21 protein-coding genes and 1 tRNA gene are annotated in these 21765 nt (G+C 65.6%); 18 read left to right on the forward strand and 4 right to left on the reverse strand.

Going from position 1 to position 21765, the window contains the following annotated elements:
* Together LQT98_RS24120 and LQT98_RS05425 are read right to left on the reverse strand one after the other, a co-directional pair.
* On the reverse strand, positions 1 to 129 hold a 129-nt coding region (locus tag LQT98_RS24120), incomplete at its 3' end, for a thiolase family protein (protein ID WP_456237129.1).
* A 10-nt stretch (positions 130 to 139) separates the two neighbouring features.
* Entirely contained in the window at positions 140 to 541 is a 402-nt protein-coding gene (locus tag LQT98_RS05425) for a MerR family transcriptional regulator (RefSeq protein ID WP_231461405.1), read from the reverse strand.
* Positions 542 to 677: 136 nt separating this feature from the next.
* Here LQT98_RS05425 and LQT98_RS05430 point away from each other — a divergent pair, with 136 nt between their 5' ends.
* The 6 genes from LQT98_RS05430 (at position 678) to mmsB (ending at position 7197) form a co-directional block, all read left to right on the forward strand.
* Positions 678 to 1526 carry a 3-hydroxybutyryl-CoA dehydrogenase gene (locus LQT98_RS05430; RefSeq protein ID WP_231461406.1) on the forward strand — a complete coding sequence of 283 codons (849 nt, stop codon included), beginning with the start codon at positions 678 to 680 and terminating at the stop codon, positions 1524 to 1526.
* 51 nt (positions 1527 to 1577) lie between these two features.
* Entirely contained in the window at positions 1578 to 3080 is a 1503-nt protein-coding gene (locus tag LQT98_RS05435) for a CoA-acylating methylmalonate-semialdehyde dehydrogenase (protein ID WP_231461407.1), read from the forward strand.
* Between the two features lie 13 nt (positions 3081 to 3093).
* Positions 3094 to 4254: an acyl-CoA dehydrogenase family protein gene (locus tag LQT98_RS05440; RefSeq protein ID WP_231461408.1), complete on the forward strand. Its 1161-nt coding sequence runs from the start codon at positions 3094 to 3096 to the stop codon at positions 4252 to 4254.
* A gap of 108 nt (positions 4255 to 4362) precedes the next feature.
* Positions 4363 to 5145 (forward strand): enoyl-CoA hydratase, encoded by a 783-nt coding sequence (locus LQT98_RS05445; protein ID WP_231461409.1) that lies wholly within the window; start codon positions 4363 to 4365, stop codon positions 5143 to 5145.
* Positions 5146 to 5169: 24 nt separating this feature from the next.
* Positions 5170 to 6288 carry an enoyl-CoA hydratase/isomerase family protein gene (locus tag LQT98_RS05450; protein WP_231461410.1) on the forward strand — a complete coding sequence of 373 codons (1119 nt, stop codon included), beginning with the start codon at positions 5170 to 5172 and terminating at the stop codon, positions 6286 to 6288.
* A gap of 18 nt (positions 6289 to 6306) precedes the next feature.
* Positions 6307 to 7197 carry a 3-hydroxyisobutyrate dehydrogenase gene (gene mmsB / locus LQT98_RS05455; RefSeq protein ID WP_231461411.1) on the forward strand — a complete coding sequence of 297 codons (891 nt, stop codon included), beginning with the start codon at positions 6307 to 6309 and terminating at the stop codon, positions 7195 to 7197.
* Between the two features lie 100 nt (positions 7198 to 7297).
* Here mmsB and LQT98_RS05460 read toward each other — a convergent pair whose 3' ends face one another.
* Both LQT98_RS05460 and LQT98_RS05465 read right to left on the reverse strand, forming a co-directional pair.
* The gene (locus tag LQT98_RS05460; RefSeq protein WP_231461412.1) at positions 7298 to 8830 is read right to left on the reverse strand and encodes a mechanosensitive ion channel family protein; all 1533 of its coding nucleotides are present in this window, start codon (positions 8828 to 8830) and stop codon (positions 7298 to 7300) included.
* A gap of 267 nt (positions 8831 to 9097) precedes the next feature.
* On the reverse strand, positions 9098 to 10045 hold the full coding sequence (locus tag LQT98_RS05465) for a tRNA dihydrouridine synthase (protein ID WP_231461413.1): 948 nt from the start codon (positions 10043 to 10045) through the stop codon (positions 9098 to 9100).
* 58 nt (positions 10046 to 10103) lie between these two features.
* Here LQT98_RS05465 and LQT98_RS05470 point away from each other — a divergent pair, with 58 nt between their 5' ends.
* The 12 genes from LQT98_RS05470 to LQT98_RS05525 all read left to right on the forward strand — a co-directional run.
* Positions 10104 to 10550, forward strand: a complete 447-nt coding sequence (locus tag LQT98_RS05470) for a GNAT family N-acetyltransferase (protein ID WP_231461414.1) — start codon at positions 10104 to 10106, stop codon at positions 10548 to 10550.
* A gap of 82 nt (positions 10551 to 10632) precedes the next feature.
* The gene (locus tag LQT98_RS05475) at positions 10633 to 11577 is read left to right on the forward strand and encodes a nucleoside hydrolase (protein ID WP_231461415.1); all 945 of its coding nucleotides are present in this window, start codon (positions 10633 to 10635) and stop codon (positions 11575 to 11577) included.
* 15 nt (positions 11578 to 11592) lie between these two features.
* Entirely contained in the window at positions 11593 to 11808 is a 216-nt protein-coding gene (locus LQT98_RS05480; RefSeq protein ID WP_048411063.1) for a DUF1653 domain-containing protein, read from the forward strand.
* Between the two features lie 8 nt (positions 11809 to 11816).
* Positions 11817 to 12773: a histone deacetylase family protein gene (locus LQT98_RS05485; RefSeq protein ID WP_048411064.1), complete on the forward strand. Its 957-nt coding sequence runs from the start codon at positions 11817 to 11819 to the stop codon at positions 12771 to 12773.
* On the forward strand, positions 12770 to 13294 hold the full coding sequence (gene msrA / locus LQT98_RS05490) for a peptide-methionine (S)-S-oxide reductase MsrA (RefSeq protein ID WP_231461416.1): 525 nt from the start codon (positions 12770 to 12772) through the stop codon (positions 13292 to 13294). The genes LQT98_RS05485 and msrA overlap by 4 nt, the downstream gene beginning before the upstream one ends.
* Before the next feature lie 134 nt (positions 13295 to 13428).
* Complete coding sequence (locus LQT98_RS05495; RefSeq protein WP_231461417.1) at positions 13429 to 15705, forward strand: ATP-binding protein; 2277 nt, start codon at positions 13429 to 13431, stop codon at positions 15703 to 15705.
* Between the two features lie 21 nt (positions 15706 to 15726).
* Positions 15727 to 16395 (forward strand): response regulator transcription factor, encoded by a 669-nt coding sequence (locus LQT98_RS05500; protein WP_048411066.1) that lies wholly within the window; start codon positions 15727 to 15729, stop codon positions 16393 to 16395.
* A 9-nt stretch (positions 16396 to 16404) separates the two neighbouring features.
* Positions 16405 to 17280, forward strand: coding sequence for an NAD kinase (locus LQT98_RS05505; protein WP_231461418.1), 876 nt, complete (start codon positions 16405 to 16407; stop codon positions 17278 to 17280).
* Between the two features lie 17 nt (positions 17281 to 17297).
* The gene (gene recN / locus LQT98_RS05510; RefSeq protein WP_231461419.1) at positions 17298 to 18968 is read left to right on the forward strand and encodes a DNA repair protein RecN; all 1671 of its coding nucleotides are present in this window, start codon (positions 17298 to 17300) and stop codon (positions 18966 to 18968) included.
* Positions 18969 to 19082: 114 nt separating this feature from the next.
* Positions 19083 to 19170 (forward strand) — tRNA-Ser (locus tag LQT98_RS05515).
* 630 nt (positions 19171 to 19800) lie between these two features.
* Entirely contained in the window at positions 19801 to 21519 is a 1719-nt protein-coding gene (locus LQT98_RS05520) for a diguanylate cyclase (RefSeq protein WP_231461420.1), read from the forward strand.
* A 62-nt stretch (positions 21520 to 21581) separates the two neighbouring features.
* Positions 21582 to 21765, forward strand: a 184-nt coding sequence (locus tag LQT98_RS05525; RefSeq protein WP_231461421.1) for a hypothetical protein, incomplete at its 3' end; no start/stop codon positions are given.

Below are 21765 nucleotides of genomic sequence, written 5' to 3' on the forward strand. Positions count from 1 at the left end.
GGCGCGCACCACCGCGGCCTGGATCGCCGCCGCGCCCAGCTCCGCCGCCGTCTTGGCCGCCAAAGCGCCCTGGAAGCCGCCCATGGCGGTGCGCGCCATGCCCACGATCACGATGTCTTGCTGTTGCATTGCTCACTCCTCAAGTCGATTGCCGGGCATCCGCGCCGCGCTTGTCCAGCGTTTTCTCGCACTGATGCCGCAATTGGGAAATTTCGCTCAATACCACCTTGATGTCTTCCATCTGCTCCTGCAACTGCTGCTCCTTGCGCTGCAGGATGCGGATGAATTCGTGCAGCTGGGGCGCGTCGTCGCTGGCCGCGTCATAGAGCGCGAACAGCTCGCGGATTTCCTGCAAGGACAGGCCGATGCGCTTGCCGCGCAGGATCAGCATCAGCCGCACCCGGTCGCGCCGGCTGTAGATGCGGCGCTGTCCCGCCCGCAGCGGCTCCAGCAATTGCTGGTCTTCGTAAAAGCGGATGGTGCGCGTGGTCACGTCGAACTCCTGCGCCAGTTCGGTAATGCTGTAGGTCTGCTCCGCCATCTTCCTCTCCCGCCTCTCCGGCGCCGCCGGACCATTCGCGCAACATTCGCCGTTGCGCTTGTCATTGTTGATTGACGTTAACGTAAACGTCAAGCTATCTTGAATGCAGCATAGAGCAAATAGTCGAGGAAACAACATGCAAGCCAAAATCGCAGTGGTGGGCGCCGGCACCATGGGCAACGGCATCGCCCAGGTTTTCGCCAGCCACGGTTACGAAGTGCGCCTGGCCGACGTCAGCCAGGCCGCGCTGGACAAGGGCCTGGCCGCCGTCGCCTCCAGCCTGGCGCGCCTGGTGAAGAAAGGCCAGCTGGCCGAGGCCGACGTCCCCGCCATTCTCGCCCGCATCCAGACCACCACCCGCCTGGCCGATCTGGCCGACCGCAACCTGGTGGTGGAAGCCGCCACCGAGAACGCCGCGGTCAAGGAAAGCATCTTCCGCGAACTGGCCGCCGTGGTGCGCCCGGACGCGGTGCTGGCGTCCAACACCTCGTCGATTTCGCTGACCCGCATCGCCAGCTGGGTCAGCCAGCCGGAGCGCGTGGTGGGCATGCACTTCATGAACCCGGTGCCGGTGATGCAGTTGGTGGAAATCATCCGCGCGCTGCAAACCGGCGACGCCGCCTACCGGCTGGTCTACGAATTGAGCCAGGCGCTGGGCAAGACCCCGGTCACGGTCAAGGACGCCGCCGGCTTCGTTTCCAACCGGGTGCTGATGCCGATGATCAACGAGGCCGCCTTCACGCTGCACGAAAACCTGGCCAGCGCCGAGGACATCGACACCGTGATGAAGCTGGGCATGAACCATCCCATCGGTCCGCTGGCCTTGGCGGACCTGATAGGCCTGGACACCTGCTTGTCCATCATGGACATCCTCTACACCGAATTCCGCGACAGCAAATACCGCGCCTGCCCGCTGCTGGCCCAACTGGTGCAGGCCGGCCACCTGGGCCGCAAGAGCGGCAAGGGCTTTTACAGCTACGCCTGAGCCGGCGCCGCCGGCAATGGGCTTTATTCAAGATCAGACGGAGGCAGCACCATGACCCAGGCAGTCCCCACCATCAAATTGCTGATCGGCGGCGAATTCGTCGAATCCCGCAGCGCCGAATGGCGTGACATCGTCAACCCGGCCACCCAGGAAGTGCTGGCGCGGGTGCCTATGGCCACCCAGGACGAAGTCGACGCCGCCGTCAGCGCCGCCAAGACCGCCTTCGCCAGCTGGAAGAAAACCGCCATCGGCGCGCGCGCGCGCATCTTCCTGAAATACCAGCAGTTGATCCGCGAGCACATGAAGGAACTGGCGGCGCTGCTGACCGCCGAGCAAGGCAAGACCCTGGCCGACGCCGAGGGCGACATCTTCCGCGGCCTGGAAGTGGTGGAGCACGCGTCCGCCATCGGCAATCTGCAACTGGGCGAATACGCGGAGAACGTCGCCGGCGGCGTCGACACTTATACCGTGCTGCAGCCGCTGGGCGTCTGCGCCGGCATCACCCCGTTCAACTTCCCGGCGATGATTCCGCTGTGGATGTTCCCGATGGCCATCGCCACCGGCAACACCTTTGTGCTCAAACCGTCGGAACAAGACCCGATGGTGACCATGCGCCTGGTGGAACTGGCGCTGGAAGCCGGCATTCCGGCCGGCGTGCTCAATGTGGTGCATGGCGGCGAACAGGTGGTCAACGCGCTGTGCGACCACCGCGACATCAAGGCGGTGTCCTTCGTCGGCTCCACCAAGGTGGGCACTCATGTGCACCAGCGCGCCAGCCTCAGCGGCAAGCGCACCCAGTGCATGATGGGCGCCAAGAACCACGCCATCGTGCTGCCGGACGCCAATAAGGAACAGGCGCTGAACCAACTGACCGGAGCCGCTTTCGGCGCCGCCGGCCAGCGCTGCATGGCGCTGTCGGTGGCGGTGCTGGTGGGCGAAGCCCAGCAGTGGATTCCGGAACTGGTGGCCAAGGCGCGCGGCCTGAGCGTGGGCGCCGGCAAGGACAACCCGGACTTGGGCCCGCTGATCTCCTGCGCCGCCCGCGAACGCGTGGCCGGCCTGATCGCCCGTGGCGTGGAAGAAGGCGCGCGCCTGGAGCTGGACGGCCGCGACATCCAGGTGGCCGGCTACGAGCGCGGCAACTTCGTCGGCCCCACCATCTTCTCCGGCGTCAAACCGGAAATGAGCGTCTACCATCAGGAAATCTTCGGCCCGGTGCTGTGTCTGATGGCGGCGGATTCGCTGGACGACGCCATCGCCATCGTCAACGCCAATCCCAACGGCAACGGCACCGCGGTGTTCACTCAGAGCGGCGCGGCGGCGCGCAAATTCCAGGAAGAGATCGACGTCGGCCAGGTGGGCATCAACGTACCCATCCCGGTGCCGGTGCCGTTGTTCAGCTTCACCGGCTCGCGCGGCTCCAAGCTGGGCGACCTCGGCCCCTACGGCAAGCAGGTCGTGCTGTTCTACACCCAGACCAAGACCGTCACCAGCCGCTGGTTCGACGACGCCGCCAGCGGCGGCAAGGTCAACACCACCATCTCGCTGCGCTGACCGGGAGCCCGCCATGGATTTCGCACTGACCGAAGAACAAATCGCCTTTCAGGACAGCGCCCGCGACTTCGCCGCCAGCGAGCTCGCGCCGCGCGCCGCGGAATGGGACGAAGAGGAAACCTTCCCGCTGGAAGTGATCCGCCGCAGCGGCGAGATGGGCTTTCTCGGCCTGTACACGCCGGAAGCCTACGGCGGCCTCGGCCTATCGCGGCAGGACTCCGCCATCGTCTTCGAAGAACTGGCCGCCGGCTGCACCTCCACCGCCGCCTATCTGACCATACACAATATGGTCAGCTGGATGATAGCCAGCTTCGGCAGCCCGGAACTGGCCGAGCGCTGGGTGCCGCGCATGGTCAGCGGCGAGTTGCTGGGCAGCTACTGCCTGACCGAGCCCGGCGCCGGCTCCGACGCCGCCTCGCTGAAGACCCGCGCCGAGCACAAGGGCGACAGCTATGTGCTCAACGGCTCCAAGATGTTCATCTCCGGCGCCGGCAGCACCCAGGTGCTGGTGGTGATGGCGCGCACCGGCGGCACCGGCCCCAAGGGCGTGTCCGCCTTCGTAGTGCCGGCGGACGCGCCCGGCGTGCAATACGGCAAGAAAGAGAAAAAAATGGGCTGGAACAGCCAGCCCACCCGCGCCATCACCTTCGACAATGTGGAAATCCCGGCCGCCAACCGGCTGGGCGAGGAAGGCCAGGGCTTCGCCTTCGCGATGAAGGGCCTGGACGGCGGCCGCATCAATATCGCCACCTGCGCGGTGGGCACCGCCCAGGCCGCGCTGGCCGCCGCCCAGCGCTATGTGCAGGAACGCCAGCAATTCGGCCAGCCGCTGGCCGAGCTGCAAAGCGTGCAGTTCCGGCTGGCGGACATGCTGACCGAGCTGGTGGCCGCGCGCCAGATGGTGCGGCTGGCGGCGTGGAAACTGGACCAGGCCAGCCCGGACGCCGGCGCTTATTGCGCCATGGCAAAGCGGCTGGCCACCGATTTGAGTTTCAATGTGGCCAACAACGCGCTGCAACTGTTCGGCGGCTACGGCTATCTGAAGGACTTCCCGCTGGAACGCCATGTGCGCGACCTGCGCGTGCACCAGATTCTGGAAGGCACCAATGAAGTGATGCGGATGATCGTGGCGCGCAAGCTGTTGCAGGACGGCGCGCTGGAAACCCTGCGCTGAGCGAAGCCGGAAATATCCCTGATGCTGTGTTGCGCCGGCTTGCCTCAGCCGCTTCGCTGGATTTTTCCGGATTAGCTCATCCACACCGAATCCATAAAGGCATACGCTATGAATCACTACGCCCACCTGAATGTGGAAAAACGCGGCCACACCGCCGTGATCACCATAGACAATCCGCCGGCCAACACCTGGAACCGCGACAGCCTGAGCGCGCTGAAGCGGCTGGTGGCGGACCTGAACGCCGACCGCGACATCTACGCGCTGGTGATCACCGGCCAGGGCGAGAAATTCTTCTCCGCCGGCGCCGACTTAAACCTGTTCGCCGACGGCGACAAAAAGGTGGCCACCGAGATGACCATGCTGTTCGGCGAGGCCTTCGAGGCCTTGTCCGCCTTCCGCGGCGTCAGCATCGCCGCCGTCAACGGCTATGCGATGGGCGGCGGCCTGGAGTGCGCGCTGGCCTGCGACATCCGCATCGCCGAAGAACAGGCGCAAATGGCGCTGCCGGAAGCCGGCGTCGGCCTGCTGCCCTGCGCCGGCGGCACTCAGAATCTGCCCTGGCTGGTGGGCGAAGGCTGGGCCAAGCGCATGATTCTGTGCGGCGAGCGCATCGACGCGCGCACCGCCGAGCGCATCGGCCTGGTGGAAGAAGTGGTGGCCAAGGGCCAGGCGCTGGACGCCGCGCTCACGCTGGCGGAAAAAGCCGCGCGCCAGTCGCCTTCCTCCGTGGCGGTGTGCAAGCAGCTGGTGCAGCGCGCGCGGCTGCAGCCGCCGGCGCACAATCTGATCCACGAGCGCGAGGGCTTCATCAAGCTGTTCGACACCCAGGACCAGGGCGAAGGCACTCGCGCCTTCCTGGAAAAACGCGCGCCGCAATGGAAGAACGCCTGACCCTCACCCAAGGACGAATCCGCCATGTCCAACCTGGTACTGTTTGAAGAACTGCCGGTCCGCGGCGGCCAGCGCATCGCCATCGCCACGCTGAACGCGGAAAAATCGCTGAACGCGCTGACGCTGGAGATGATACGGCTGCTGGACGCGCGCTTGAGCGCCTGGGAGAACGACGACGCCGTGGTGGCCGTGCTGCTGCGCGGCGCCGGCGACAAGGCCTTCTGCGCCGGCGGCGACGTGCGCTCGCTGCGCGCCGCGCTGCTGGAAGACGGCGAGGTCTATCCCAACCCGCATGCCGTCGCCTTCTTCAGCGAGGAATACCGGCTCGACTACCGCATCCACCGCTATCGCAAGCCGCTGATCGTATGGGGCGGCGGCATCGTCATGGGCGGCGGACTGGGCCTGATGGCCGGCGCCAGCCACCGCGTGGCCACCCCGGCCACCCGCATCGCGATGCCGGAAATCACCATAGGCCTGTACCCGGACGTGGCCGGCAGTTGGTTCCTGCAACGGATGCCGGCCAAGCTCGGCCTGTTCCTGGGCCTGACCGGCGCGCCGCTGAACGCCGGCGACGCGCTGCTGTGCAATCTGGCCGACCATGTGCTGCCGGCCGACGGCCAGGCCGCGCTGCTGACCGCGTTGCGCGAGCTGGCCTGGGAGCAGCCGGCGGAACGCCACCACGGCCTGGTCAGCGCCCTGCTCAACGAGATGGAACGCGACGTGGCGCTGCCGGAGGCCAACGCCGGCCGCAATCTGCTGGCGGTGCATCAGTTGATGAACCGCGGCAGCCTGGAAGCGGTGGCCGCCGCGCTGCGCGACACCGCCTTCGAAGACCCGTGGCTGGCCGCCGCCGCCAAGAGCTTCGCCCACGGCTGCCCGACTTCCGCCGCCGTCTGCTGGGAAATCTTCCAGCGCGCCAAACACCTGTCCCTGGCCGAGGTCCTGCGCATGGAGCTGGCGCTGTCGGTCAACTTCTGCGCCAAGCCGGACTTCCGCGAAGGCGTGCGCGCGCTGCTGGTGGACAAGGACCGAGCGCCGCAATGGCATTGCCGCGAGCTGGGCGACATTCCGCCGGGCTGGGTGGACAGCCATTTCGATTCGCCGTGGACTGAGGCCGGCCACCCGCTGGCCGCGCTCCAATAACAATCGAGGAGACAAAATATGCAGACCATCGCCTTCATCGGCCTGGGCAATATGGGCGGCCCCATGGCCGCCAACCTGCTGAAGCAGGGTTATCAGCTGAACGTGTTCGACTTGTCCGCCGACGCGCTGGCCAAGCTAGTCGCCGCCGGCGCACGCGCGGCCGCCAGCGCCGCCGATGCCGCCCATGGCGCCGACGCGGTGATTTCCATGCTGCCGGCCGGCCGTCACGTGGAAGGCTTGTACCTGGGCGAGTCCGGCCTGTTCGCGCAACTGCCGGCCGGCACCCTGGTCATCGATTGCAGCACCATAGACGCCGCCACCGCGCGCAAGGTGGCCGCCGCGGCCGACGCCGCCGGCCTCAAGATGCTGGACGCGCCGGTGTCCGGCGGCACCGCCGGCGCCGCCGCCGGCACCTTGACCTTCATCGTCGGCGGCGCCGCCGCCGAGCTGGAACGGGCGCGGCCCTTGCTGCAGGCGATGGGCAAGAACATCTTCCACGCCGGCGCCGCCGGCGCCGGCCAGACCGCCAAGATCTGCAACAATATGCTGCTGGGCATCCTGATGGCCGGCACCGCCGAGGCGCTGGCGTTGGGCGTGAAGAACGGGCTGGACCCCAAGGTGCTGTCCGACATCATCAGCCAGAGCTCCGGCCGCAACTGGGCCACCGAGCTGTACAACCCCTGGCCCGGCGTGATGGAGAACGCGCCGGCCAGCCGCGGCTACAGCGGCGGCTTCATGACCGAACTGATGCTGAAAGACCTGGGCCTGGCCGAGGAAACCGCGCTGCACAGCCACGCGGCCAATCCGCTGGGATCGCTGGCGCGCAATCTGTACGAGGAACACGCGCAGGCCGGCTTCGGCAAGCTGGATTTCTCCAGCATCCTCAAGCACTTCCACTCGCTGGATTGAGTGCTGGAGCGGCCCCGCCTTGGGGCCGCTGACAAGACTCCGGAGGCCAGCCGCCACGCATTTGACGCGGCAAGTCCGTCCGGGCAGTGGTGAATGACGGTCAATGCTTGACCAGGCCAAAGAAGCGCCGGATCTTGTCCACCAATTCCGCCCGTTGCGGCGAGCCGTGGCCCTCCTGCCAATCCTGCGGCAGCTTGCGGGTGCGTTCGGCCAGGCGTTCCGCCAGAATCGACGAGATCGCCTCCGCCAACTCCTTGCGCGAACTCAGAATGGACTGGAAGGACTCCTTGTCCAGCCGCAGGCATTCCACATTGGAACGCGCGATCACGGTGCCGCTGCGCGCCTCGCCGGTCATCAAGCCCATTTCGCCGAAGAAGTTGCCGCCCTCCAGCACATCGACCAGCTTGCGGCTGCCGTCCGGCAGATTCACCCACACTTCCACCTCGCCATTGAGCATGATGTAGAGCCAGTGCGCGACCGCGCCCTGATGCATGATGATGTCGCCGGTGACGAAGGGGGTGAACTTGAGCTGGTCGGCCAACACCACCAGTTCCTCGTCGTTGAGACTGGACAGCAGTTCCACCTTGCGCAGCGCCTGCACCCGCTCTTCCAGATGCTTCTTCATCCGCGCTTCCATGTACTTCTCATTGTCCTTGATGGTCAGCACATTGTAGTGCGGCGAGGACATTTTCAGATTATGGCGGCGCAAGGCGGCGTCGATATGGGTGCGCACCACCGAATCGGTCAAATCGTCGGCGGCGAGATCGGTCAGCCAGTAACGCACCGCGTACTTGCTGTAGCCGTTCTCGAAACCCATCAGAATGCAGTTGGGCTCCGGCGACAAGGCCACGCCGGGCAGTTGCGCCTCGCGCAAGGAGCGCTCCACCACGGAGATGATCTGATTGGGCAGCGTGTCCCAATTGATGTTGAACCACACCCAACGCCGCCATTGCAGCGGCACGCCCTGACGCTTGCCCAGAATGGCGAACTGCCCCTTCATCAGCTGGCTGTTGGGAATCACCACAGTTTCCCAGTTGCGGGTTTCCACCAGAGTGGCGCGCCAATTGATTTCCACCACTCGGCCAGACAGTTCGCCGGACTTGATCCAGTCTCCCACCTCCACTGAATTATCCAGCTGCAACGACAGGCCGGCCAGGATATTGCCCAGCGTGTCCTGCATCGAGAACGCCAGCACGCCGGTGATCACCGCCGAGGTGGTGACGATGTGGCTCAGGTCCAGGCCGGCCAGGCGCAACAGCACCAGGCCCCAGCCGACGCAGCCCAGCACCAGCAGGATGTCCTCCAGAATGCGCGGCGGATGCAGGCGCAGCAGCGGCAGAAACAGCCGCATCAACATCATCGCCCATAGCCGGATCAGCGCCAAGCCCAGCACGATGATGGCGACCTGCTTCAGCCATTCGGCGATCTGATCGCCCTGCAAGCCCAGATTGATCACCACCAGCGCCACGGCGGCGGCCAGCAGCGAGCGCAGCGTCGATTTGCGGGTTTCCGGCCGCAGCAGATAGAGCAAGGCGGCGCAGGCGGCGGTCAGCGCCACGAACAGCGTCAGGCTGTCGTGCCACGCCTGGGGCACCAGTTTTTCCAGCCAGCTAACCGTGGGGGCCGTATCCATGCCGCCTCCGCGCTGAAGTCTTGATGGGAAAGCGCCGATGGCGCCGCCGCGGCAGGAGAAACAGAGGAAACAACTTGCCGGCCGCTTTTCATTGATAGTCCATCGCGGCGGATAAAAAAAATCCCTCCCGTGTAGGGAGGGCTGCAAGGTATCGGGGAAGTGTAATCGCCGGAGCTGGGGAGCCGCCGGAATCACAGCGCCCTGCTATACCAGTGCAGCGCGCAATTGAATGCTACACATTCCCATAGCATTTAGATATGAGTACATTTACTTAGCAAGCATGTCTCGCAATACAGGCTCCACCTCGTCCGGCGTGGTCAGCCTGCGGATGCGCTCGAACAGTTCCCCGGCTTCCGGCCAGGTGCGCTTGAGCTGACCCAGCCATTGCTTGGTGCGCGCCACCGGATAGCGTCCATCCTCGGACTGGACGCGGCACTGCAGGAACAGGTCCAGCACCCAGGGCTGCATCTCGCTCCACGCCATCGGCGCGGCACTGTCCTGGCGTTTGATGCGCAGCGCCAAGTCCGGGCAGGCCACCAGGCCGCGGCCTATCATCACCGTGTCGCAACCGCTTTGCTCGCGGATGGCGCGGTAATCGTCCAGCGTCCACACCTCGCCGTTGGCCACCACCGGCACCGCCACGCTGTCGCGGATGCGGGCGATCCAGTCCCAGTGCGCCGGCGGCCGGTAACCCTCCACCTTGGTGCGGCCATGGACCGCCAGTTCCTGCGCGCCGCCGGCTTCCAGTGCGCGCGCGCATTCCAAGGCCCGGCTCTTGTCTTCATAGCCCAAGCGCATCTTGGCGGTAACCGGTATTTCCGCCGGCACCGCCGCGCGCACCGCCTGTACGATCTGGAACAACAGTTCAGGGTCGTTGAGCAGGATGGCGCCGCCGCGATGGCGGTTGACAGTGGGCGCCGGACAGCCGAAATTCAGGTCTATGCCCGGCGCGCCCAGGCTGGCGGCCTTGGCGGCGTTCTCGGCCAGGCAGACTGGGTCCGAGCCCAATAACTGCACCCGCACCGTGACGCCGGCGCGGGTCTTGCCGCCGCGCGCCAGTTCGGGCGCCAGGCGCATGAAGGTGCGGGTGGGCAGAAGCGCCGAGGTGACGCGGACGAACTCGGTCACGCACAGATCAATGCCGCCCACTCGGGTCAACACATCGCGCATCGCCTCGTCCACCAGGCCCTCCATCGGGGCAAGAACCAATTTCATTGCAAACATCGCCGGAAAAAAGGCGAATATTGTACCGCAAAGCGGGGAAAGGCATTCAATGCAAATCGCCATCCGCCAAGCCGACGCGGAATCCGTCCGCTGCTGGCTGCCCTTATTCCTGGCCTACCTCGACTTCTACCAGGTCGCGCAGCCGGCGGAAGCCTGCGCCGCCTTCCTGGAACAGCGGCTGAGCAAGGGCGAAGCGGTGGTCTTCCTGGCGCAAGACAGCGCCGGCGTCCAAGGCTTCGCCCTGCTCTACCCCGGTTTCTCCTCGCTCAGCCTGCGGCCGCACTGGCTGCTGCACGACTTATTCGTGGCGCCGGCCAGCCGCGGCAACGGCGTCGCTAGAGTCTTGCTGCAACATTGCCAGGCTCACGTCGCCGCGCTGGGCGGCGGCCTCACGCTGCAAACCGCTCACGGCAATCTGAACGCACAACGACTATACGAACAATCCGGGTTTAAACTGGATAGCGAATTCCGGGTCTATGAATGGAGCGCCGGCTAAGCCCGCCGGGCCGCGCCTTGACGCGCCGTCAAGCGCTGCGGCATCCTTCGCCCCCTTGATGACATCGCCCACAGGAGCCGACATGAAACAACACCGCGTCATTTTCGACACCGACCCCGGTCTGGACGACGCCGTCGCCATCCTGTTCCTGCTGGGCGCCAGCGCCGATATCGAGCTTCTGGGGCTGACCACGGTGGCCGGCAATGTCGGCGTGGAGCTGACCACCCGCAACGCCCGCATCGTCTGCGAATGGGCCGGCCGCGGCGATGTGCCGGTCTACGCCGGCGCCGACCGTCCGCTGGTCCAGCCCTACCAGGGCGCCGAGCACGTGCACGGCGCCAGCGGCCTGGACGGCACGCCGCTGCACGAACCCGCCATGCCGGTGCGCGCCGAACACGCGGTGGACTTCATCATCGACACCCTGCGCCGCGAACCGGCCGGCAGCGTCACCCTGTGCCCGGTGGGCCCGCTGAGCAATATCGCGCTGGCCTTGCGCCGCGCGCCGGACATCGCCGCGCGCATCGGCCGCATCGTGCTGATGGGCGGCGGCTATTTCGCCGGCGGCAATATGACCCCGGCGGCGGAATTCAATATCCACACCGACCCGCACGCGGCCGACATCGTGCTGCGCAGCGGCGCGCCCATCGTGATGCTGCCGCTGGACGTCACCCATCAGGCGACGACCACGCCGGCGCGCGTGGAACTGCTGCGCGGCCTGTCCAACCGCTGCGGCCCGCTGGCGGCGGCGCTGCTGACCTCGCTGGAGCGCTACGATGTGCAAAAGCTGGGCCAGGACGGCGCGCCGATGCATGATCCCTGCGTGATCGCCTACCTGCTGCGCCCCGAGCTGTTCCGCGGCCGCGAAGTCAACGTGGTGGTGGAACTGGCCGGCCACTACACCACCGGCGCCACCGTAGTGGACTGGCACGGCGAATCCGGACGCGCGCCCAACGCGCTCTATCTAAGCGAGGTGGACGCCGACGGCCTGTTCCAACTGATGGCCGACGCCCTCTCCCATCTGCCGTAACCCCAAGGAGGCCCCATGAAAATCGCTCCCGGCATCTATCGCCATTACAAAGGCCCGCTCTACGAAGTGCTGGGCACCGCCACTCACTCCGAAACCGGCGAACTGCTGGTGATGTACCGCGCGCTCTACGGCGAGTTCGGCCTGTGGGCGCGCCCGGCCGGCATGTTCGAGGAGAGCGTGGTTCACGAGGGCCAGACCCTGCCGCGCTTCGCGCTGGTCAAGGTGTTCTGAGCGCCGCGATGCGCATATTCCGCACCGATCAGTTCCCGCTGCCGCTACCGCCCGGACACCGTTTCCCGGCGCGGAAATACGCGCTGCTGGCGCAGGCGGTGGCCGGCTTCGCCGCCGAGGCGATGGACGCCGCGCCGGCGGCCAGCCGCTACGAACTGGCGCTGGCCCATGACGACGCCTATCTGGACAAGGTGTTCAAGGGCACGCTCAGCAACGCCGAGCAGCGCGAGATCGGCCTGCCCTGGAGCCCGCAGTTGCTGGAACGCAGCCGCCGCTCGGTGGGCGCCACCATCGCCGCCGCCCGCTGGGCGCTGGCGCAGGGTTGCGGCGTCAACCTGGCCGGCGGCACCCATCATGCCGGCCGCGCGATGGGCAGCGGTTTTTGCGTGTTCAACGACATCGCCGTGGCCGCGCGCCTGATGCTGGACGAAGGCCTGGCCCGCCGCGCGCTGGTGCTGGATCTGGACGTGCATCAAGGCGACGGCACCGCGGCCATCACCCGCGGCGACGCGCGCATCTTCACCTTTTCCATGCACGGCGCCGGCAACTTCCCGTTCCGGCGCGAGCCCGGCAGCCTGGACATCGAACTGGCGGACGGCACCGGCGACGCGGCTTATCTCGCCATCCTGGCCCAGCAATTGCCGCGCCTGTTCGCCGCCGCGGCGCCGGACCTGGTGTTCTACCTGGCCGGCGCCGACCCCTACGCCGGCGACCGCCTGGGCAAGCTGGCGCTGAGCCGGGACGGCCTGGCCCAACGCGACCGCATGGTGCTGGACGCCTGTCGCCAGGCGGGAACCGCGGTGGCCGTCGCCATGGGCGGCGGCTACGCGGTGCCCATAGAGGACACCGTGGCGATCCAGACCGAAACCGTGCGCCTGGCCTGGCAAACCTTCGGCGTGACGGGACAGATTTCCCATTCCGCCGCGACTGATACACACCCACCCCGTCAATGGAGCCCGACATGAAAACCGCAACCTTCGCCGGCGGCTGCTTCTGGTGCATAGAAAGCGCCTACCACCGCCTGGCCGGCGTCCACAGCGCCGTCTCCGGCTATACCGGCGGCCCCGGAGCCAACCCCAGCTACAAGGAAGTCTGCGCCGGCCGCAGCGGCCATGTGGAAGCGGTGCAGATCCGCTACGATCCGACCAAGATCGATTACGACACCCTGCTGCGCGCCTTCTTCGCGCTGCACGATCCCACCACCCTCAACCGCCAGGGCAACGATGTCGGCCCGCAATACGCGTCGGTGCTGTTCTATCACGACGAGGAACAACGCCAGGCGGCAGAGCGCATGCTGGCGGAGCTGGCCGGCGATTATCCGGCCCCCATCGTCACCCGGCTGGAAGCCGCGGTCACTTTTTACCCGGCGGAAGACTATCATCAGCAATATTTTGAGCAGCATGGTCACGAACCGTATTGCCAAATGGTGGTTGCGCCAAAACTGGCGAAATTCCAGCAATATTTTTCTGAATATTTGAAAAAATAAGACATACTCCGCCAGAGTCACGCGAACCAAGCGGCATGGTTCGCGTGACCAGGGCATCGCCGCTATAATCCGGCCCAGTAGCGGCGCTGCCCGAATTGGCCGCGCGCCGGACGAACCCAAGCCTCAGCTTCCCCATGGCAGACAAGCACAGCATCATCACTTCACTCCACGCCGCCCTAGCCCGTCACCTGGACCTGTTGCGCACCGCCACGCCGCGCGGCCGCCTGGCCTGCGCCGTGCTGTGGCTGCTCACCTTCGCCCTGTTGCTGGGTCAATCGGTGGCGCTGGACCTGAACCAGCAGCGCCAGGAGCACCAGCAGGTGCAGGGCCTGATTCTCTCCGGCCTGCAGACCCGGCTGCAGGAAAGCGAGATGCTGCAGCAAAGCGTGGTCGACATCGTCGGCCAGGAAAACAGCCAGCGCGAACAGCGCATCCGCTTATTGGTGGAATCGCTGGCGCGCGAACAGCCTCAGCTCTACTTCATCGGCTACCAGCCGCTGGTCAGCCACGCCTACCGCCGCGAATTCGAACGCATGCGCAGCCAGTTGCAAGGGCAGCCCTATCGCATCCGTGATTACCAGCACCAACAAGATAATGGCTGGAGCCAGCAACAAGGCTGGCGGCTAGCGCCCAAGCGGCCGCGCTACCTGCCGCTGAGCATGGCCGAGCCCGGCCTCGCCTCCGACGACTGGCGCGAAATGGGCCTGGACCTGCTGGCCGACAGCGTGCTGGCGCCCACCGCCGCGCGCGCGATGGGCCAGGGCGAGGCGGTGTCGCCGGTGCTGCGCCTCAACAGCGGTCAGCAGGGCCTGGCCTTCTTTTCCGCCATCTACAATACCGAGGCGCCGTCGCCGGTGCCGCTGGTGCGCAGCGAGCAGACCGCCGGCATGGTGCTGCAGGTGCTGGCGCTGGACAAACTGGTCAGCCTGACGCCCAGCATGTCCTTGCGCTACAGCGTGACGCTGCAGCGCAAGGACAACGCGCCCAGCGGCTACGACCGGTTGATTTACCGCCACCCGCAGCAGGATCAACCCGGCTGGCTGGCGCAATGGCTGCTGCCGGCGATGGAAATCCGCAAGAACCTGGACAGCCCCTACCTGCCTTATGAGCTGGTGGTGCGCCGCCAACTGGGCTTCGACCGCACCGCGCCGCTGGAGCTCTTGCTCAGCGCGGTCTTTTCCATGCTGCCGGCCTACCTGCTCTTGATCATCCTCGCGCTGCTGGCGCAAAACCGCCAGGTGCAGGAGCAGGCGCAGGAACGACTGCACCGTGAACGCGAATACGCGATGGTGGCGCTCAGCGGCATCAGCGACGCGGTGATCAGCCTGGACATCGACCTGAGCATCCGCTACCTCAACCCGGCGGCGGAAACCCTGCTCGGCCTCAAGGCCGGCGACGCGGTGCAGCGCAAATTGCACCAGGTGTTGCGGCTCAACTACGAATTTGCGCGCCAAGTGGAAGAAGACCCGGTACACAAGGCGATACAGCGCCGTGAAACCGTGCTGTTGGCGCAGAACTGCTACCTGAGCCGCAACGACGGCGCCAAGCTATTGATAGAAGGCTCGGTCTCGCCGCTGCCCGGCCGCGACGGCCGGCTGATGGGCGCGGTGCTGACCTTCCGCGACACCGCGCCGATTCGCCGCCGCATGCTGGCGGCGCTGGAAGCCAGCGAAACCCGGCTGCGCCAGCATGAAATGGAACTGGCCCGCGTCGCCCGCATCAACACCATGGGCGAAATGGCCTCCGGCATCGCCCATGAAATCAACCAGCCGCTATCCGCGATCATGAGCTATTGCCAGGCCGGGCTCAGCCTGCTGGAGGACGAGGATCCGGACATGGCCATGCTGCGCCGCGCGCTGGACTCCTCCGTCACCCAGGCCAGCCGCGCCGGCCAGATCATCCAGCGCCTGCGCGAATTCGTGATCAAGAAAACCCAGCAATTCACCCCCATCAATCTGAACCAGGTGGTGGGCAATGCGCTCAACCTGCTGGAATACGAACTGAAAACCCACGATATTCATATTGAGCAGAATATTTGCCACGACCTGCCCTTGGTCTACGCTGACAACATACAACTGGAGCAAGTGGTGCTGAACCTGATGCGCAACGCGCTGGACGCCATGGAAACCGTCGCCCCCTGGGGCAGGCTCAGCATCGCCACCAGTTTGAACGGCCGCTGGATCCGCCTGAGCATAGGCGACAACGGCGCCGGCATCGCGCCGGAGCTGCTGGACCGCATCTTCTCGCCTTTCTTCAGCACCAAGGCCAGCGGCATGGGGCTGGGCCTGGCCATCTGCCAGACCGCCATAGAAGCGTTCGGCGGCAAGCTGAACGCGCGCAATAAACCAACCGGCGGTGCGGAATTCATCATTGAACTGCCGCAACTGGACGCACCGCCGCCAACGGGGTAACCGGCAGGAGTCAACAACACAATGCAAAACACCACGCCAACCGTCTACATCGTCGACGACGATCCCGCCGTACTGGATTCGCTGGCCATGCTGATCGCCGCGCAAGGCATGCGCACCGTCACCTATCCCAATGCAATGGAATTCCTCGCCCACTACGGCGGCAACGACATCGCCTGCCTGGTGCTGGACATCCGCATGCCGCAGATCACCGGCCTGGCGCTGCAAGAGCAGCTGCTGGACAAAAACGTGACCCTGCCCATCGTCTTCATCACCGGCCACGGCGACATCGAACAATGCCGCCGCGCGTTCCAGACCGGGGCCATCGACTTCCTGACCAAGCCGATAGACCAGGCGCGGCTGATAGAAAGCCTGCGCAAGGGCATACGGCTGAGCATTCTGCAACACCGCAAGGAAGAGGAAACCCAGGAAGTGATGGGCCTGCTCGCCCGCATCAGCGGCCGCGAGCGCGAAGTGCTGGAACTGGTGGCGGACGGCATGTCCAGCAAGGAAATCGCCCGGGTGCTGGACCTGTCCCCGCGCACCATAGAAGTACATAGGGCCAACCTGTTCAACAAACTCGGTGTAGACTCTCTGGCGGACCTGGTGCGCTTCTACCTGAAAGCGCTGGAAGCCACCGGCAAGAAACCGAACGACGACAGTTTTTTGAACGATACGCCCACCCCTTACTGAAACAACGCCATGGAACGACTGTTCAAGCATGTCTGCCTGGTGGCGCGGCACAGCAAGCCCGCCATCGTCGAATCCCTGCGCCAGTTGGCCGACCACCTGTCCGCCTCCGGCGCCACCGTGCTGATCGACAAGGACAGCGCCACCCAGCAGGAAGCCGGCCCGCACGCGCTGATAGACCGCAACGACATGGGCAAGCTAGCCGACATCGTCATCGTGCTGGGCGGCGACGGCACCATGCTGTCCATCGCCCGGCTGCTGGCCCCTTACCGCGTGCCCTTGATCGGCATCAACCAGGGCCGGCTGGGCTTCATGACCGACATCCCGCTGCACGAGATGCTGGATTCGGTGGACGCCATCCTGCGCGGCGACTTCGTGCCGGAGGACCGCATCCTGCTTCAGGCCGCGGTGATACGCGAAGACGCCGAAGTGGCCAACGCGCTGGCCTTCAACGACGTGGTGTTCAGCCGCGGCGCGATGGGCTCGATGATAGAGTTCGAAGTCTTCGTCGATAACCAGTTCGTCTACAGCCAACGCTCCGACGGCCTGATCGTTTCCACCCCCACCGGCTCCACCGCCTACTCGCTGGCCTCCGGCGGTCCCATCCTGCACCCCACGCTGCAGGCCATCGCGCTGGTGCCGATCTGCCCGCAGTCGCTGAGCAACCGCCCGATCGCGGTCAACGATTCCTGTGAAGTGGAATTCATGCTCACCCGCGGTCTGGACGCGCGCGTGCACTTCGACGGCCAGTCCCATTGCGACCTGATGGAAATGGACCGGGTGCTGATCCGCCGCTACCGCAACCCGCTGCGCATCCTGCACCCGCTGGGCTACAACTACTACGACATGTTGCGCCACAAGCTCCACTGGGGCGAGCGCCTGCTCTGACACATACGCGGACACCCATGCTCTTATCGCTGACCGTTAAAGATTTCGTCATCGTCGACAGCATCGCGCTGGACTTCAGCCCCGGCTTCACCGTGCTCACCGGCGAAACCGGCGCAGGCAAATCCATCCTGCTGGACGCCCTGAGCCTGCTGCTGGGCGACCGCGCCGAAGGCGCTCAAGTGCGCGAAGGCGCCGAGCGCGCGGAGATCACCGCCGAATTCGACCCCCAGGGCCGCCCGGAAATCGACGCCTGGCTGGAAGAAAACGGCCTCAGCGGCGACGACCCGGTGCTGTTGCTGCGCCGGCTGCTGGACAAATCCGGCCGCTCGCGCAGCTTCGTCAACGGCCAGGCCGCCACCCTCAGCCAACTCAAGCAACTGGGCGAGTTCCTGGTCGACATCCACGGCCAGCACGCCCATCAGTCGCTGATGAAGGCCGATGCCCAACGCCAGTTGCTGGACGACTACGCCGGCTCCGCCGCGCTGGCGCGCGACGTGCACAAGGCCTGGCAAGACTGGCAGACCGCCCGCCGCGCCCGCGCCGACGCCGAGCGCATGTCGCGCGAATCCGAAGTCGAGCGCGAACGGCTGAACTGGCAGATCAACGAGCTGAGCGAGCTCAAGCTGCAGCCGGATGAATGGAGCGCGCTGAACCAAAGCCACTCGCGGCTGGCCAATGCGGCCGAGCTGGCGCAAAGCGCCCAGCTGGCGGTGGACACCCTGTCCGAAATGGACAATAGCTGCCTGACCATGCTGTCCCAGGTGCAAACCCGGCTCAGCAAGCTGGCCAACCTGGACCCCAAGCTGGCGGATACCTTGTCCCTGCTCGACTCGGTGGACGCGGAACTGCGCGAAGTGGTCTACAGCCTGCGCGACTACGCCAGCGATATCGACGAAAACCCCGGCCAGCTGGCCGAAGTGGAAGGCCGGCTGGAAGCGCTGATGAGCACCGCGCGCAAATACCGGGTCCAGCCGCAAGACCTGCAGGAAAAACTGGACGACTGGCAGCAGCAGCTGCAAGCGCTGGAAGCCTCCGCCGATATCGAGGCGCTGTCCCTGGCGGAAACCAGCGCGCAGGCGCGCTATCGCGCGCTGGCCGAGGCGCTGTCCGGCAAACGCCGTCAGGCCGCCAGCGAGCTATCCTCCCGCATCGGCGCGGAAATGCAGCATCTGGCAATGGGCGGCGCGCGCTTCGCCATCGAACTGGCCGCCCTGCCCGAACCCAGCGCCCATGGCCTGGAATCAGTGGAATACCTGGTGGCGGCCAACGCCGGCACCAGCCTGCGCCCGTTGGCCAAAGTGGCCTCCGGCGGCGAACTGTCCCGCATCAGCCTGGCGATGCAGGTGGTGATCAGCCAGGTGGCCAGCGTGCCCACCTTGATCTTCGACGAAGTGGACGTCGGCATCGGCGGCCGCGTCGCCGAAGTCATCGGCCACATGCTGCGCCAGTTGGGCCAGCGCTACCAAGTGCTGTGCATCACCCACCTGCCGCAAGTGGCCTCCTGCGGCAGTCATCACTGGCAGGTCAGCAAGAGCGAACACAAGGGCCGGGTCAAGAGCCGCATCGAACCGCTGGACAGCGAGCAGCGGGTGCTGGAAATCGCCCGCATGCTGGGCGGCGTGGAGCTGACCCAGACCACGCGCGAACACGCGGCGGAAATGCTGGCGTCAAATGCACCGGCCCTCTAGGCAAAACGACTAAGACCCGCTAGAATTGCGCGCTCTTACCGATTCGGGAAGTGCAGCAGGCCGGATTCATGCCGTGATCTTGCGCGCCGCCCGCATCGACAATGACCAGACACTGGAGGTTTGGGTGAGTGGTTTAAACCAGCAGTCTTGAAAACTGCCGACGGGCAACCGTCCGTGGGTTCGAATCCCACAGCCTCCGCCAGAATGCATGCCGTCCTAATCAGCGCCAATCCGCCCTAAAGGCTGAATCCACGCGGGTTAGGGCGGCATTTATTTTGCTTGGGACCAATAGGTTAGGCCAAGGTAAACAGTATCCGCACGCCCCAAGCATGCCTCAAATTTTCTTAGAACCTGTTTACGATCTCGCGAGCTAAGGCGAAAACGAGCGAAAAAGTGGAATGTACACGTGGTACATGAGCATTTTGGGCTGGTTTTCAACGCCGTATCGCCGACGCGCAGCAGATCGTAAACAGCTTCTTAGTGCGCCACCCGCCTTGCTGGGCACCCTCCTGGTTTCTTGCACCATGCGCCCGAGCCATTGGCTTGACCTAGCCAACCCGGACCATGCGTGACCCAGCCCGCTCCCCACGTCCTTTTCATTCCCTATCGACACCTCGGCAAGCCGGTGACTGACACTCAAACTTGAGTACCGCCATGCCATGCGTCGAACGTGTTTACCCTCTCGCGAGCTAAGGCGTGACAAGGCGAAAACGGCTGAGAAAGCGGAATGTGCAAGTGGTGCATCAGTATTTCGAAACCGTGCTCACCATGTAACGCTCCACAACGCGCAGCGGATCGTAAGCAGGTTCCAACCCCGCCACCGGCCTATATAATGAATGCATCGCACCCTCGCGCCGCCGCCATGCCCTTGATCCCTCGAGCCTTGCCCGACAGTTTCCGGCTCCGGCTGACCCTATTGTTCGGCGGTCTGTTTCTCGCTTCCGCGCTGCTGGCGGCGCTGAGTCTGGACAAGGTGCTGTCCGATCGCATCGTGCGGAGCCAAGGGGAGGCGATGTACGGACTGGCCAGCAATATCGCCAAGGCCATCGCCAACAATGTACAGGAGCGCCACCGCGAAGTGATCCTGCTGGCGCAGACGCCGGCCTATGTGCGCGCGCCGCTGGACAGCGACGACCTGCGCCGCAGCCTGGAGCGCACCAAGCAGGCCTATCACTACTATGCCTGGATCGGCATTGCCGACGCGGACGGCAAGATTGTTTCCGCCACCAGCGGCATGTTGCAGGGCCAGAGCGCCGCCAAGCGCCCCTGGTTCATCCATGGCCAGCACGCCTCCTTCGTCGGCGACGTTCACCAGGCGGTGCTGCTGGCCAAACTGATACCTGCAGCCGCCAACGGCGAGCCCTTGCGCTTCGTCGATTTCGCCTCGCCCATCTACGACCCCGCCGGCAAGCTGCGCGGCGTGCTCGCCACCCATGCCCTGTGGGACTGGGTGGAAGCAACGATACGCGAGCGCCTGCCCGCCGAAAACCATCAGCAGGTATTCATCATCGACAAGAGCGGCAATATGCTGTCGCCGTTCGAGGCGATAGGCAAAGTGCGTGCGCCGGCGCCGCAGACATCCAGGCAGGATTTCCGCCTGGGGCTCTGGCCCGATGGCGGCGACTACCTCTACAGCGAGGCGCGGATGAACGAGGCGGGGCTGGATTGGCGCATCGTCGTCCGCCAGCCCAAGCGGCAGGCATTGGCGGCCTTGAACCAGTTGCGCGCCACCTTGATCCTGTCCGGGCTGATTCTCACCCTGCTGCTGATGTTGGCGGTGTACAAGCTGGCCGCCCTGTTCAGCCGGCCGCTGGAACAATTGGCCGGCATCGCCGAGCGCATCGGCCAGGGCGACGAGCGCGCCGACTGGGACATAGCCGGCGAGACCCAGGAACTACGCCAGCTATCGCGGGCGATGCGGAACATGACCACTACCCTGCTCGCCCGCAAGCAGGAACTGACCGATATCAACGCCAACCTGGAGCAGATCGTGGCGGAGCGCACCGATGCCTTGCGCGAAACCAACCGCCAACTGGTGCGCAAGGCCACCGAACTGGCGCGGCAAGCACGCAGCGACGCTCTCACCGGGCTCAACAACCGCATGGCGGCCAATGAGCAGCTGCTGGAGGAGCACCTGCGTTACCGCCGCATCGGCGCGACGTACTCGGTTCTGTTGCTGGACGCCGACCACTTCAAGCGCGTCAACGACGGCTTCGGCCACGACGCCGGCGACCGCGTGCTGCGCCACATCGCCGACACCCTGCGCGCCTCGGCCCGCGTCACCGATTTCACCGCCCGTTACGGCGGCGAGGAGTTTCTACTGCTGCTACCCGACACCGACGCCAAGGGCGGCGCGGTGCTGGCCGAAAAAATCCGCGCCGCGGTCGAGCAATCGCAGGCACCTGACGTGGGCACCATCACCATGAGCATAGGGCTGGCCACCGCCCGCCCCGATGACGAGCAGGCGGAAACGGTGGTCAAGCGCGCGGATCAGGCGCTGTATCGCGCCAAGGTCGCCGGCCGCAACCGGGTGGGATTGGAAGAGGCGTGAGCACGGACGGACATGCCGCGGCATGGACTACACTCAAGGCACTGCCCGCCGCGAAAACCGCCATGTCCACGCCACGCCATATCGGCATCAGCATCGCCTGCTCCCTGGAACGCGCCTATGCCTTGCTGGCGCCGCCGGAACATTTTCCACTATGGGCGTCCGGCCTGGCCGGCGCGCTGCGCCGCGCCGGCGACGGCTGGCTGGCGGACACGCCGCATGGCGCGATGCCGGTGCGCTTCTCTCCGC

It is taken from the genome of Chromobacterium aquaticum (assembly GCF_021129195.1).
GTDB classification, from domain to species: domain Bacteria; phylum Pseudomonadota; class Gammaproteobacteria; order Burkholderiales; family Chromobacteriaceae; genus Chromobacterium; species Chromobacterium aquaticum.

Coding starts and splice junctions, on each gene's coding strand:
- LQT98_RS05425 (WP_231461405.1), bottom strand. CDS start 541: ATGGCGGAGCAGACCTACAGCATTACCGAACTGGCGCAGGAGTTCGAC.
- LQT98_RS05430 (WP_231461406.1), top strand. CDS start 678: ATGCAAGCCAAAATCGCAGTGGTGGGCGCCGGCACCATGGGCAACGGC.
- LQT98_RS05435 (WP_231461407.1), top strand. CDS start 1,578: ATGACCCAGGCAGTCCCCACCATCAAATTGCTGATCGGCGGCGAATTC.
- LQT98_RS05440 (WP_231461408.1), top strand. CDS start 3,094: ATGGATTTCGCACTGACCGAAGAACAAATCGCCTTTCAGGACAGCGCC.
- LQT98_RS05445 (WP_231461409.1), top strand. CDS start 4,363: ATGAATCACTACGCCCACCTGAATGTGGAAAAACGCGGCCACACCGCC.
- LQT98_RS05450 (WP_231461410.1), top strand. CDS start 5,170: ATGTCCAACCTGGTACTGTTTGAAGAACTGCCGGTCCGCGGCGGCCAG.
- mmsB (WP_231461411.1), top strand. CDS start 6,307: ATGCAGACCATCGCCTTCATCGGCCTGGGCAATATGGGCGGCCCCATG.
- LQT98_RS05460 (WP_231461412.1), bottom strand. CDS start 8,830: ATGGATACGGCCCCCACGGTTAGCTGGCTGGAAAAACTGGTGCCCCAG.
- LQT98_RS05465 (WP_231461413.1), bottom strand. CDS start 10,045: ATGAAATTGGTTCTTGCCCCGATGGAGGGCCTGGTGGACGAGGCGATG.
- LQT98_RS05470 (WP_231461414.1), top strand. CDS start 10,104: ATGCAAATCGCCATCCGCCAAGCCGACGCGGAATCCGTCCGCTGCTGG.
- LQT98_RS05475 (WP_231461415.1), top strand. CDS start 10,633: ATGAAACAACACCGCGTCATTTTCGACACCGACCCCGGTCTGGACGAC.
- LQT98_RS05480 (WP_048411063.1), top strand. CDS start 11,593: ATGAAAATCGCTCCCGGCATCTATCGCCATTACAAAGGCCCGCTCTAC.
- LQT98_RS05485 (WP_048411064.1), top strand. CDS start 11,817: ATGCGCATATTCCGCACCGATCAGTTCCCGCTGCCGCTACCGCCCGGA.
- msrA (WP_231461416.1), top strand. CDS start 12,770: ATGAAAACCGCAACCTTCGCCGGCGGCTGCTTCTGGTGCATAGAAAGC.
- LQT98_RS05495 (WP_231461417.1), top strand. CDS start 13,429: ATGGCAGACAAGCACAGCATCATCACTTCACTCCACGCCGCCCTAGCC.
- LQT98_RS05500 (WP_048411066.1), top strand. CDS start 15,727: ATGCAAAACACCACGCCAACCGTCTACATCGTCGACGACGATCCCGCC.
- LQT98_RS05505 (WP_231461418.1), top strand. CDS start 16,405: ATGGAACGACTGTTCAAGCATGTCTGCCTGGTGGCGCGGCACAGCAAG.
- recN (WP_231461419.1), top strand. CDS start 17,298: ATGCTCTTATCGCTGACCGTTAAAGATTTCGTCATCGTCGACAGCATC.
- LQT98_RS05520 (WP_231461420.1), top strand. CDS start 19,801: ATGAATGCATCGCACCCTCGCGCCGCCGCCATGCCCTTGATCCCTCGA.